Consider the following 13,483-nt stretch of genomic DNA (forward strand, 5'->3'; position numbering starts at 1 on the left):
GAAGGATGAAAAGCATGTTTAATAAAATATTTCTTATAGTAGCGCTTATAGGTGTACCACTTTCTGTAATCGGAAAAACACTTCATTGGCCACAAACTATTATGTTTGCTGTATACTGCATTACTATTATTGCATTAGCTGGTTTTATGGGGAGGGCGACAGAAAGTTTAGCAATCGTTTCTGGGCCTCGAATAGGTGGTTTATTAAATGCAACTTTCGGTAATGCCGTTGAACTTATCATTTCAATTTTTGCACTTCAGGCAGGATTAACGGAAGTTGTTTTAGCTTCCTTAACTGGTTCTGTACTTGGAAACTTATTACTGGTAGGAGGGTTATCCTTCTTTATAGGTGGCCTTAAGTATAAAAGACAAAGTTTCAATGTTTATGATGCAAGACATAATTCAGCTTTATTAATATTTGCTGTTGTCGTAGCCTTTGTTATTCCAGAGATTTTTTCAATGAAGATGGATGCTGGAAAGACGTATCAATTAAGTATTGGCGTTTCTATTATCATGATTATTATGTACCTTGCTGCATTGCTATTTAAGTTAGTTACGCACCGTGGTGTATATCAACATAAAAGTGATGAAGTAGCGCATGAGGAAGAGCCAGAGTGGTCCAAAGGTAAAGCGCTACTCGTTTTAGCGATAGCAACACTTGCAGTTGCTTATGTGTCAGAGGCCCTCGTACATACTTTTGAAACGGTCGCAAAGTCATTTGGCTGGTCAGAGTTATTTATAGGGGTTATTATCGTTGCAATTGTTGGCAATGCAGCAGAACATGCATCTGCGATTATTATGGCATATAAAAATAAAGTAAATATCGCAGTGGAAATTGCAGTAGGTTCTACATTACAAATCGCGATGTTTGTAGCTCCTGTGTTAGTACTTCTTTCGATGCTTTTTGCGCAAAAGATGCCTTTAGTATTTACAATACCAGAACTTGTTTCTATGATCACAGCTGTTCTCTTAACTATTGCTATTTCAAATGATGGGGATACAAACTGGTTTGAAGGAGGCACTTTATTAGCCGCGTATGTCATTATGGGAATTGGTTTTTATTTATTATGAAAAATAGGAATAACAATGCTTCAGAGGGAAAATAATAAAGTGAAACTTTAATTAGTGGGGGGTGTCCATCCCCCGTTAATGCGGGATAAATACAGTAATTTATATACCTTTACATAGGAAGGAGCCAGACAGGTGAAACGAGTATACAGCATATGTCTTTCAACCATGGTCTCGTTTATTTTATTATTTCCTAACAGTAGCTTTGCAAAGACAACGGTAGAAGTAAAAATGCCTTCATCTGTTTTAAATATTTCAAAAGATAATACATTTCCAAATGACGCGCAAGATTTGCCGCGTTTACAGCCAAGTAAGTTTGCGCAAGAACTATTGAAAACAGCAAATATCAAAATTGAAAACCCAGATTTAATTCGGATGTTTAATGAAACGACAATTTCAAATGCACCACTTGCTGTAGGGTACCGGGCGAAAATTTATTTAGGGCAATGGGCATTAAATTATGAATCAATAGACACATCGATTAATTGGGAATATAAGCAGGTGAATCGCAATGTGTACGATAATCGTGGAGGAAATCGCTTATATCCACTTCGCTATAAGCAAGAAACTCAAAAGACAATCGAAGGCGATTTAACAGCGGATATGAAAGATGCTACAGATGTGAAAAAAATGATGCTTCTAAAAGCGCTTGAAAAAGTACAATTACCACTTTCATTTAAAACGACAATTGGTTATGGTACAGGGCATGAGCGTGTTTATAATATTAGTCCAAGTCAACTCGGATATTTATACGCTTATACGCCAGCAGTAAATGAAAAAGGAAAAGTAACGTTTGGAGAAGTCTACCTTGTGTTAAAAGGAAATCAAAAAAGGCTTGTCGTGAAAAACATTACATCTCAAGGGATTGGAGCGGCTATTCCAATTCATGATCATTTATTCTTTAAATTTATTTCTTCATCGCATTCACAATGAAATAAAAAACGTCAGCACACAGGCTGACGTTTTTTATTTATAACATAAGGTTTGATGTTTTTGATAAGAAATCTTCTTGGGGATAGTAGCTATTTTTCACAAGAACATTTGGTCCAAGACATTTCACAGCAGGACAATGACAGCTTAATGATTTTGCTGTTTTTGAGTCACACCATTTGTCATAAGCCTCTTGTAGTGTATTTGTTTGTACATTACCTAGAAGCGGGACATCACCGAAATCGGTCACGATAATATTTCCATCGAAAATATTTACATTTAAACGAGAACGACCGTCTGGATCATTACGTACAGTTACATTTTTACTTTCATGTAATTTCTTTAGTGTAACTAAATCGCGTTCATCATCACTACATGCATAGAAAGGTAATGTTCCAAATAACATCCATACATTTTCATCACGAATCTCTAATAAATGTTCAATTGCCTTTCGAATTTCGTCTTTTGTTAAAATTTCAAGTGTGCTAGCGAAGTCACTCGGATACATCGGATGTACTTCGTGTCGTTTACAACCCATCTCTTCAACAATTTGACGGTGAATATGTTCAATGTGTGGTAGAGTTCGTTTATTCAGCATAGTTTCGGCTGATACGAGAACGCCTGCATCTGATAGAGCTTTACTATTTGTAATCATTCGTTCAAATAATTTTGCACGTTGTTCATAAGTAGGTTTACGCTCCATCATTGCAAATCCGCCTTCAACGAAATCATCAATTGTTCCCCAGTTATGTGAAATATGCAATACATCTAAGTAGGGAATAATTTGTTCGTAACGTGCTAAATCTATAGTTAAGTTTGAGTTGATTTGAGTGCGAACGCCTCGTTCATGGGCGTATTTTAAGAGTGGTGTTACATAGTTGTCGACGGATTTTTTTGAAAGCATAGGTTCTCCGCCTGTAATACTTAAAGAACGTAAATAAGGAATCTCATCTAATCGTTTTAATAAAAGCTCCATCGGAAGCGGATTTGGATCTTTCGGCTGTAATGTGTAACCAACAGCGCAATGCTCGCAACGCATATTGCATAACGTCGTCGTTGTAAACTCAACGTTTGTTAATAGTAGTTTGCCGTACTCTTCAAGGTCCATATACGCTTCCCATGGATCGTAAGAAGGAGTAATCGGCTTCATTATTTGTGATATTGTCATATGAAATACTCCTTTGACTATTGAAATAACAATTTGTCCATTCTCTATAATAGAAGAATATGTGCTTTTTATAAAGTGAAACTTTTTTGTGAAAAAAGAGAGAGGGCTTACATTATAATGAATTACTGTGACAAAATTGATGAAATTACATGCCCATAGCAATCATTTTTGCGGTATAATAAAAGCAACTCGAATTAAAAGGAGAGTGCCTTCATGGGAAAAGCAATTCAAGGTAAAGATTCACAACTAGTATATTTAAAAGAACGTTTAAATATGTTCATTGAAGTAATTGATACGATTGAACCAGAAGAGGTAGAATTAGAAGATGTAGATCGTCTTCTTGCAATGTTAGATGAATTAGAACTGAAATGTGAGCAATTTAAAAAAGACGAATAATATATTAAAAAGGCTGCCACTACAAAATTGGCAGCCTTTTTCTGTACGGATAATAGAAGGAATATAGAAAAAAAGGTATAATCAAGTTGTGAAAAATTTCATTTAATCTTTAATGGCGTGAAATAAAGTGAAACTTTAATCAGTGGGGGTTTTGTTCATCCCCCACTGATTATTAGCCTTCACCAATCGGGCGTTTACGGGCAGCAGGGCTCCCACATAACTTCTTTGCTCTAGCCGAATTTTGAGGTGGAGTCTTACTGCCCGCAAATAGCGGGATAAATAAAAAGCTGAAGAGTATAACAATGGAATTTTCATTTCATAACGTTTTGGTAGCGTTCACAATTGAGGGGGAAGTAACAATGGAAAAGCTTCAAGAAAGCATGTATCAACTAATTGTTGAAACGTCAACGAACTTACCGAAAGATGTTCGTCGCGCAATTCAACAAGCGAAAGAACGAGAAAATGCAGGAACTCGTTCGGCGATGGCACTTGGCACAATTACGAATAATATTAAAATGGCAGATGATAATATCTCGCCAATTTGCCAAGATACAGGGATGCCAACGTTTAAAATTTATACACCAGTTGGTGTGAATCAATTAAAACTGAAGGAAGCTATCTATAGTGCGCTTGAGCGGGCGACAAAAGATGGTAAACTTCGTCCAAACTCTGTTGATTCTCTTTTTGGAGACAATAGCGGAAACAATTTAGGACCAGGTACACCTGTTATTAAGTTTGAACAATGGGAAAAAGATTACATTGATGCACGTTTAATTTTAAAGGGCGGGGGCTGTGAGAACAAAAATATTCAATATAGCTTGCCTTGTGAAATAGAAGGACTTGGACGAGCTGGGCGTGATTTAGAAGGAATTCGTAAATGCCTTCTTCATGCAGTATATCAAGCACAAGGGCAAGGGTGTAGCGCAGGGGTAATCGGCGTCGGTATCGGGGGAGACCGCACATCAGGTTACGAATTAGCAAAAAATCAATTATTCCGTACATTAGATGATGTAAATTCAGTTCCAGAATTACAAAAGCTTGAAGAGTATGTATTAGAGAATGCAAATAAGCTTGGCATTGGTACGATGGGATTTGGCGGAGAAACAACTTTATTAGGTTGTAAAATTGGAGTATATAATCGTTTGCCAGCGAGCTTCTACGTATCTGTTGCGTATAATTGTTGGGCATATCGTCGTCTTGGCGTAACAATTCATCCTGAAACAGGTGAAATTATGGATTGGTTATACCAAGAAGGTGAAGATACACTTCAACAAGACGCTGCGCAAGAACAAACAGAGCAGCGTGAAATCGTATTACAAGCTCCAATTACAGAAGAGCAAATTCGTGAACTTCGTGTCGGGGATGTTGTTACAATTAACGGCATGATGTACACAGGACGTGATGCAATTCATAAACATTTAATGGATAACGATTGTCCAGTAGATTTAAATGGACAAATTATTTATCACTGTGGTCCAGTTGTAGTGAAAGATGAAAATGACAATTGGCAAATTAAAGCGGCAGGTCCAACGACAAGTATTCGTGAAGAGCCATATCAAGGTGATATTATGAAAAAGTTCGGTATTCGTGCTGTAATTGGTAAAGGTGGTATGGGTGCTAAAACATTAGCGGCTTTAGAAGAACATGGTGGTGTGTACTTAAATGCAATTGGTGGTGCAGCACAATATTATGCTGAATGTATTAAAGAAGTGAAAGATGTTGATTTCTTACAATTCGGTATCCCAGAGGCAATGTGGCATTTACGTATCGATGGTTTTAAAGCAGTTGTAACGATGGATTCTCATGGTAAAAGTCTACATGCTGATGTTGATAAAACATCACTTGAAAAATTGGCGAGCTTTAAAGAACCTGTATTTAAGTAAAGAGAAATGCATCTCGAATTATTCGAGGTGCATTTTTTGGTATATATAGAAAAACATGTTCAGCATGAAAGAAAGCAGGGAAACAGAAACTACAGGTACGATTATATATGGAAAGGAGACTATTTATGAAATATAAATGGTTATATATAGGTCTCATTTTTTCAATTATGATGGCACTTGTTCCAGTTTCAACATTTGCTTATACGAATACACCACATAACTGGGGAATCCCACGTCCTAAAAATGAAACGGTGCCAGATGCAGGGAAACTATATACAGAATTACTACAAAAAAATGGTGGGTTTTATTTAGGAGATACGAAGAAAAAAGATATTTATTTAACATTTGATAATGGATACGAAAATGGATATACAGGAAAGATTTTAGATGTATTAAAGGAGAAAAAAGTACCAGCAACTTTCTTTGTGACGGGACACTATATAAAAACGCAAAAAGATTTATTATTAAGAATGAAAGATGAAGGACATATTATCGGGAATCATTCTTGGAGTCATCCTGATTTTACGACAGTGAATGACGAGAAACTTCGTGAAGAATTAACAAGTGTAACGGAAGAAATTAAAAAAGTGACTGGGCAAAAAGAAGTGAAATATGTACGTCCTCCGCGAGGCGTGTTTAGTGAAAGAACGCTAGCTCTTACGAAAGAGATGGGATATTATAACGTATTTTGGTCGCTTGCATTTCTCGATTGGAAAGTAGATCAGCAAAGAGGATGGCAATATGCTCATAATAATGTAATGACTATGATTCATCCAGGATCTGTTTTGTTACTTCATGCAATATCAAAAGATAATGCAGAAGCACTTGCGAAAATCATTGATGATTTGCGCGAGAAAGGGTATCATTTTAAAAGCCTAGATGATTTAGTAAAAAGCAATCAACCGTAAGCATGTATGCTTGCGGTTTTCTCATGCTATAATGATGTGTAAAAAGGATGGGGAAACGTATGTGGAGCGAACATGTTACGTTAGAATATCCGTACCATTTTGAAGAAGTGCTAAAGCGTTTATCTTTCGACCCGTTAAACGTCATTCAATTAGACGAGAAAATAATTTATGTCCCGCTTTTTATAGACGAAGAACAAATTGTTATTCGTTTGCAAGGGATTGGTACTGTTCAAAATCCACAGTTTTGGATTTCCAGTCAGGCAGGATATCAAGAGAAAGTAATGAAACGAATGAGGTCCATTTTTCACTGGAATGAGCCGTTTCAAAATATACAAGATCATTTTTTAAACACATCATTACGTCCACTGTTTGAAACATATGCTTATACTCCAATTATATTAGAATTTGATTATTTCGCTTGTCTTCTTCGTTGTATTATTCATCAACAAATAAATTTGAAATTTGCTACGGTGCTAACAGATCAATTTGTAAAACGATATGGGACAGAGAAGAACGGCGTTTTCTTTTTCCCAACACCAGAAACAGTAGCGAATATTTCAATAGAGGAATTGAGAGAGCAGAAGTTTAGTCAGCGAAAAGCCGAATATATAGTAGGATTAGCAAAACATATTGCAGGCGGTAAATTAGATTTAGCAAGGATAGAAAACGAAACAGAAGAAGAAGTATCGGCACAATTGTTACCAATAAGGGGTATTGGAGCATGGACAGTGCAAAACTTTTTAATGTTTGGGCTTGGCCGGAAAAACATGTTTCCAGAAGCAGATATCGGGATTAGGCGTGCACTTCAAGGTATATTTCAATTAGATAATAAGCCTGATGATGCATTTTTAGAAAAAGTGAAACAAGAGTGTGAACCATATTGCAGTTATGCAGCGTTATATTTATGGAAAAGTATAGAGTAGAGGTGTAATAATGATACAAAAGCAACAAGAGAGTAAGTTGGAAGTTGGTCAAACGTTTCCTGTGACAATTAAACGTCTGGGGATTAACGGAGAAGGCGTTGGTTATTTTAAGAGACAAGTTGTTTTCATTCCAGGGGCATTACCAGGAGAAGAAGTTGTTGCTGAAACAACGAAAATTCAGCGTGGCTTCGCTGAAGCGAAAGTGAAGAAAGTTCGTAAATCATCACCACATCGTGTGAAAGCACCATGTTCAGTATATGAGGAGTGTGGTGGCTGTCAATTGCAGCATTTAGATTATAAAGAACAATTAAATCAAAAGCGTGATATCGTTGTACAAGCATTCGAAAAGTACATGAATAACAGTCTGGAAGAAAAAATTCGCCCGACGCTTGGTATGGAAAATCCATGGCATTATCGTAATAAAAGTCAATTGCAAGTGGGGCGTAAAGACGAAAAGGTTATTACAGGGTTATATAAGCAAAACTCACATCAATTAATTGATATTTCTCATTGCATGATTCAACATAAAGCAACGAATGAAGCGACAAAAGTTGTAAGACGTATATTAGAAAAATTAAATGTTTCTATTTACAATGAGAAAAAACAAAAGGGTTTAGTACGCACAATTGTGACACGTACTGCAGTTCAAACAGGGGAAGTGCAAGTCACACTTATTACAACAAAAGAAGAATTACCAAATAAAGATCAATTTATTGCAGAAGTGCAAAAACAAATGCCAAGTGTTAAATCAATTATGCAAAACGTAAACTGGCGTAAAACATCTGTTATTTTCGGTGATAAAACATTTAAATTAGCTGGAAAAGAAGTAATTCAAGAAACACTAGGTGATTTATCATTTGAATTATCAGCACGCGCATTCTTCCAATTAAATCCAGAACAAACGGTTGTTTTATACGATGAAGCGAAGAAAGCGGCTGCTTTAACAGGAAACGAGAAGATTGTGGATGCGTATTGTGGAGTCGGTACGATTGGACTTTGGCTTGCGAATGATGCAGAGGAAGTACGTGGTATGGATGTAATTCCAGAAGCGATTGAAGATGCAAAGAAAAATGCAAAACGCCACGGATTCACAAATGCAAAGTATGAAGCTGGTAAAGCGGAACAATGGTTACCGAAATGGGTGAAAGAAGGCTGGAGTCCAGATGTCATTGTTGTCGATCCACCGCGTACAGGTTGCGATGATAAATTACTTGAAACGATTTTAAAAGTGAAACCGAAACAAGTTGTTTACGTGTCTTGTAATCCATCCTCATTAGCACGTGATGTGGAAACATTAATGGAGAGCTATGAAGTGGAGTATGTACAACCAGTTGATATGTTCCCGCATACAGCTCATGTAGAAAATGTAGTGAAACTTGTCAGAAAGTAACATTCAATAAGGATATGTCCCTCACAAAGCAGGAGCTATGTGAGGGTATATTTTATTTAGCGAATGGAAGTAAGGAGAATATAATGAACAATTATAAATTGACGATTCAATATGACGGTGCGCGTTATAAAGGGTGGCAGCGTCTTGGCAATAATGACAATACGATTCAGGGGAAAATCGAAAGTATAATATCTGAAATGGTCGGAAAAGAAATTGAAATTATCGGCTGTAGTAGAACGGATGCTGGTGTACACGCTTTGAATCAAGTAGCTAACTTTAAGAGTGATGAGAAATTAGTAGAACATAAAGTGAAAAAGTATTTAAATCAATATTTACCAAATGATATTAGTATTACGAGTGTAGAAGAAGTTTCAGATCGCTTCCATGCTCGTTACAATTCTAAGGCGAAAACATATTTATATAAAATTTGGAATGAAGAGCATACACATCCATTTATGCGTAAATATAGCATGCACGTTAATAAAAAATTAAATGTTGAGAGCATGCAGAAAGCAGCACAATATTTAATTGGTTCACATGACTTTACTGCTTTTTCAAATGCGAAATCTAAGAAAAAGTCTATGGTTCGAGAAGTGTACACACTTGATGTTTCTGAAGAGGCAGGTTTTGTACAAATTAGAGTAAGTGGTAACGGCTTCCTTCATAATATGGTCCGAAAAATTGTTGGAGCATTAATTGAAGTTGGATTAGGACAATTAGAGGCGGACGCAATTCCAAACATTTTAGAGGAAAAACAACGTAATCAAATTAATTGTCTGGCTGAGGCGAGCGGGTTGTATTTGGAGAGTGTTAAATTTTAATAATAAGTAAAAAAATCGAGCTAATAAGGCTCGATTTTTTTTGTACTTTGAAATTAAGAAGATTTTTCTTTCTTCATACGTAGCTTCAAATTCCAAAAAGAAGCAAGCATAATAGCTGCAAAGGAGCCGCTAATTGTGCCTAATAGCTTTGCATAAGGAAAGCTGCTCATATCAATGAATAGCATTATACATAGGATGGTAGGGAAAAGGCCTAAATAGTGTAATAACTTTAACTTGTTATCATTACTCATATATATCGCCCCTTTCTATCATGTCACATGTATATTATAACATATTTTTCCAAGTGATTACTTGTGCTTGGAGAAAGACTCATCCCGCTATTTGAGGGCAGTAAGACTTCCACCTCGAAATTCGGCGAATGCGAGGAAGTTAGGTGGGAGTCGGGCTGCCCGTAAAAGCTCAATTGGTGTGGGCTAATAATCAGTGGGGGATGGACAAAACCCCCACTGATTAAAGTTTCACTTTATTTCATATGTGTAAATGCAGTTTTTTAATTCGATATTGTAAGTTTTGTCTGCTCAATCCTAAAAATTTTGCGGCTTGTGAGATATTACCTTTATTTTCTTTAAGAATTTGATAGATATATTTCTTTTCCATTTCTTCGATTATATGTTTTAAAGTCTGTGGTGTATCAGTATTGTGACTAGTTAGCGGAGTCTGCATATTGAGTTCCTTTTTTGCTAGTTCGCGAAAGTGCGTTGGCATATGGAACGCTGTAATGATATCCTCATCTTCTATTAAGTTCATGGAGCCTTCAATTATATGTTCTAGTTCTCTCACATTACCAGGCCAATCGTATTTATAGAAGAAGTTATTTACGTTTAAATCTACATCTTTTACGCTAAGATCAAATTGGATATTGTATTTTTCAATAAAGTGTTGAACAAGATATACAATATCTTCTTTTCGTTCCCGTAAAGGTGGAAGACATAAAGTAACAACGCTTAATCGGTAATATAAGTCTTGCCTTAATCGATTGTATGCTATGGCTTCAAGAGGGTCTTCATTAATAGTTGCTATAATACGAACATCAATTTCTTTTTCTTGTGTGCCTCCAATTCTTCGTATTGTTTTTTCTTGTATAGCTCGCAGCAATTTAGCTTGAAGTGTTGGACTTAATGAGTTGATCTCATCTAATAACAAAGTCCCGCCGTTTGCTTCTTCAAATAAACCAGGTTTATCTATTGCTCCTGTAAAAGCACCTCGATTTGTACCAAATAGTAGACTTTCCATTAAGGTTTCTGGTATAGCGGCACAGTTTTGCGAAATAAATGGTTTTGTTGAACGCTGGCTTTCATTATGGATGCTTTGCGCAAATAGCTCTTTACCAGTCCCTGTTTCTCCGATGAGAAATATGGAGGAGGATGTACGTATTACTCTCTTTGCTTCTGCAATGACCGATTGAATAGCTCTAGAATCACCAATTATGTGATCGAAGGTAAACTTAATATTTTGTTTGCGAGAAAGGTTCGTTTTCATTGTTTGCTTTAAATGACTAATCTCTTTTGAAATTTCAATAGCGCCTTTAATCTTTCCATTTTCTATTATAGGAAAAGTATCGTTAATCGTCGTAATCTCTTGTCCTTTATTGTTAAAATAAGTTTGTTTTATATTTTTGTTTGTTTTTCCAAGTTTTAACGCCTCTATAAGAGTACTATTTTTATTTTCTTCGAATGCAAATACTTCTAAAGGATTTTTATCTAGCACATCAGAACGATCCATTGATTCAATGTCCATCATTTTACGGTTATAGATAATCGTTTTACTTTCTTCATTAATAATATGAATCCCAATATCTAGTTCATTAAGTAAAGTTTCATATAGCATATTCATTTCAATAATCTTTTTAAAATTGATTTCTTCTGTATGCATGTATTATCTTCTCCTCGTTATACCCTATGAAGACTGACTTTTTATAATTTTATTAAAATTCTTATAAAATCGCAAAATTTTTTTGCTATTTTCTCTTAAAACTTTTCAAATGATAGAAAAATTTTGCGGTTATGTAGATTTTTTTCGTAAGAAATCCCAATTTTACATAGGTGTTGAGGTTGGTACGTATTTTGCATGAATAGTAGTTGAAATCTCTAAATTTAAAGAGTAGGGGGATTATGAATCTTTATAGGTTATGCAACGTTTCAGTGCCAATTAATAAGAGGGAGGAATTTATAAAGTGAAGATGGTTATAGAAGGTGTGTATAGTCCTTGTTACGGGAAAGTAGAGAAATTATTCGTTACTGAAAGTTCTTACGTATATGAGTGGGAAAAATTAGCGTTAATTGAAACAATAGATAAGCAGCAAGTGGAAATTAAAGTGGGAATCAGTGGTTATATCGAATCATTAGAAGTGGTAGAAGGACAAGCTATCGCTGATCAAAAATTATTAATAACAGTGAGGGATGACCTTTTAATAACAGGTAGTGATTAATATAAGTAATATGTATTTTTGCTCTTTTAAATAATTATTTTTACTATGAAGAATTTTTAAAACTCTTACATTAAATGGATTTGCAAAGTGAAAAGGGGGGATTTATATAATGGATCAAAACCAAGGATTAAAAAGGGAATTGAAAAGTCGGCACATATTTATGATTGCACTCGGAGGTGTTATTGGTACTGGGCTTTTTTTAGGATCAGGTTATACGATTCATGAAGCTGGACCTGGAGGAGCAATTGTAGCGTATCTTGTAGGCGGGTTTGTTATGTATTTAACGATGCTCTGTCTAGGAGAATTAGCGGTTGCGATGCCTGACGCAGGATCTTATCAAACGTATGCTACAAAGCACATTTCCCCTGCAGCGGGTTATGTAGTGGGATGGATGTCGTGGCTAAACTGGTCCGCTACGATAGGCATTGAATTAATTGCAGTTAGTATTTTGATGAAACGCTGGTTTCCCGATGTACCGTCATGGATTTGGTGTGTAGTGTTCGCAGTGTTGCTCTTTGCTATTAATGCGTTATCTTCAAGAAGTTTTGCGGAAGTTGAATTCTGGTTTGCAAGTATTAAAGTAATTACAATCATTGCATTTATTATTTTGGGCGGGGCAGCAATGTTTGGTTTTCTAGATATGAAAGGAAATGAACCAGCGCCGATGTTTTCTAGCTTTACTGATTATGGTGGATTGTTCCCAAATGGATTATCAGCCATTTTAATTACGATGATTGCAGTTAATTTTTCCTTCCAAGGAACAGAACTAGTTGGTATTGCAGCTGGTGAGAGTGAAAATCCAGAGAAAACTATCCCGAAGGCAATTAATAATACAGTTTGGCGCATACTTATTTTCTTTGTACTATCTATTTTTATTCTTGCGGGACTATTTCCTTGGAAGCAAGCTGGAGTGATAGAAAGCCCATTCGTAGTTGTATTTGATAAAATTGGTATTCCTTATGCGGCCGATATTATAAATTTCGTTATTATTACAGCGGTACTATCAGTTGCGAATTCAGGATTATATGCAACTTCCCGTATGCTATGGTCTATGTCGAATCAAGGAATGATTAGCCCGATTTTTAGTAAGTTATCTAAAAACGGTGTTCCTATTTATGCATTGATTGTAAGTACGTTTGTAGGGTGTCTCTCATTACTATCAGGTATTTATGCGGAAGATACAGTTTATTTATGGCTTCTTTCAATTGCAGGGTTCGGAGCAATATTAGTTTGGGCATCTATTGCTCTATCTAACTTATTAGCTAGAAGGTCATACATTAAGCAGGGCGGGGATGTTAAGGACTTGAAATTTAAAACACCATTGTATCCATTTGTCCCACTTCTTGCGTTAGTATTAAATTTAACAGTAATCGTTGGTATGGCTTTTATTCCGGAACAAAGAATGGCATTGTATTGTGGTATTCCATTTATGATTATTTGTTTACTGTTTTACCGTGCTACCAAAAATAAGAGAAGTAAAATAGAAAATGTTGAAAAAGTAAATACAACAGAAGCAGAAAGCTTATAAATATATTTGAAACTTATGCT

Annotated in this window: 13 protein-coding genes; 10 read left to right on the forward strand and 3 right to left on the reverse strand. The window is 35.8% G+C overall.

From position 1 onward, the window contains the following. Window positions 1-14: 14 nt before the first annotated feature. Both cax and CQZ94_RS23745 read left to right on the forward strand, forming a co-directional pair. On the forward strand, window positions 15-1,070 hold the full coding sequence (gene cax, locus CQZ94_RS23740; RefSeq protein ID WP_142395922.1) for a calcium/proton exchanger: 1,056 nt from the start codon (window positions 15-17) through the stop codon (window positions 1,068-1,070). Window positions 1,071-1,202: 132 nt separating this feature from the next. Next, the gene (locus CQZ94_RS23745; RefSeq protein ID WP_105587354.1) at window positions 1,203-2,000 is read left to right on the forward strand and encodes a YfkD famly protein; all 798 of its coding nucleotides are present in this window, start codon (window positions 1,203-1,205) and stop codon (window positions 1,998-2,000) included. A gap of 37 nt (window positions 2,001-2,037) precedes the next feature. Here the strand turns inward: CQZ94_RS23745 and yfkAB are convergent, their stop codons facing one another. Continuing rightward, on the reverse strand, window positions 2,038-3,165 hold the full coding sequence (yfkAB, locus tag CQZ94_RS23750; RefSeq protein ID WP_105587355.1) for a radical SAM/CxCxxxxC motif protein YfkAB: 1,128 nt from the start codon (window positions 3,163-3,165) through the stop codon (window positions 2,038-2,040). Between the two features lie 213 nt (window positions 3,166-3,378). On the opposite strand from yfkAB, the gene CQZ94_RS23755 reads away from it, so the two are divergent. From CQZ94_RS23755 to truA, 6 genes are all read left to right on the forward strand, one after another. Then, window positions 3,379-3,561 carry an SE1561 family protein gene (locus tag CQZ94_RS23755; protein ID WP_002010264.1) on the forward strand — a complete coding sequence of 61 codons (183 nt, stop codon included), beginning with the start codon at window positions 3,379-3,381 and terminating at the stop codon, window positions 3,559-3,561. 359 nt (window positions 3,562-3,920) lie between these two features. Continuing rightward, window positions 3,921-5,444 (forward strand): class I fumarate hydratase, encoded by a 1,524-nt coding sequence (fumA, locus tag CQZ94_RS23760; RefSeq protein ID WP_105587401.1) that lies wholly within the window; start codon window positions 3,921-3,923, stop codon window positions 5,442-5,444. A gap of 125 nt (window positions 5,445-5,569) precedes the next feature. Continuing rightward, window positions 5,570-6,352, forward strand: coding sequence for a delta-lactam-biosynthetic de-N-acetylase (gene pdaA, locus CQZ94_RS23765; RefSeq protein ID WP_105587356.1), 783 nt, complete (start codon window positions 5,570-5,572; stop codon window positions 6,350-6,352). Between the two features lie 59 nt (window positions 6,353-6,411). Then, on the forward strand, window positions 6,412-7,275 hold the full coding sequence (locus tag CQZ94_RS23770) for a DNA-3-methyladenine glycosylase family protein (protein WP_105587357.1): 864 nt from the start codon (window positions 6,412-6,414) through the stop codon (window positions 7,273-7,275). A gap of 10 nt (window positions 7,276-7,285) precedes the next feature. After that, entirely contained in the window at window positions 7,286-8,665 is a 1,380-nt protein-coding gene (rlmD, locus tag CQZ94_RS23775) for a 23S rRNA (uracil(1939)-C(5))-methyltransferase RlmD (protein WP_105587358.1), read from the forward strand. An 83-nt stretch (window positions 8,666-8,748) separates the two neighbouring features. After that, window positions 8,749-9,486: a tRNA pseudouridine(38-40) synthase TruA gene (truA, locus tag CQZ94_RS23780; protein ID WP_105587359.1), complete on the forward strand. Its 738-nt coding sequence runs from the start codon at window positions 8,749-8,751 to the stop codon at window positions 9,484-9,486. A 53-nt stretch (window positions 9,487-9,539) separates the two neighbouring features. On the opposite strand, the gene CQZ94_RS23785 is transcribed toward truA, so the two are convergent. Next, complete coding sequence (locus tag CQZ94_RS23785) at window positions 9,540-9,737, reverse strand: hypothetical protein (RefSeq protein WP_105587360.1); 198 nt, start codon at window positions 9,735-9,737, stop codon at window positions 9,540-9,542. Between the two features lie 238 nt (window positions 9,738-9,975). Further along, window positions 9,976-11,379, reverse strand: coding sequence for a sigma-54 interaction domain-containing protein (locus CQZ94_RS23790; RefSeq protein ID WP_105587361.1), 1,404 nt, complete (start codon window positions 11,377-11,379; stop codon window positions 9,976-9,978). A gap of 301 nt (window positions 11,380-11,680) precedes the next feature. Here CQZ94_RS23790 and CQZ94_RS23795 point away from each other — a divergent pair, with 301 nt between their 5' ends. Both CQZ94_RS23795 and CQZ94_RS23800 read left to right on the forward strand, forming a co-directional pair. Beyond that, on the forward strand, window positions 11,681-11,935 hold the full coding sequence (locus CQZ94_RS23795; RefSeq protein WP_070140760.1) for a biotin/lipoyl attachment domain-containing protein: 255 nt from the start codon (window positions 11,681-11,683) through the stop codon (window positions 11,933-11,935). 106 nt (window positions 11,936-12,041) lie between these two features. Continuing rightward, window positions 12,042-13,463 (forward strand): amino acid permease, encoded by a 1,422-nt coding sequence (locus CQZ94_RS23800; protein ID WP_105587362.1) that lies wholly within the window; start codon window positions 12,042-12,044, stop codon window positions 13,461-13,463. Window positions 13,464-13,483: the final 20 nt, after the last annotated feature.

The sequence above is a fragment of the Bacillus sp. MYb209 genome (assembly GCF_002975175.1).
GTDB lineage: Bacteria > Bacillota > Bacilli > Bacillales > Bacillaceae_G > Bacillus_A.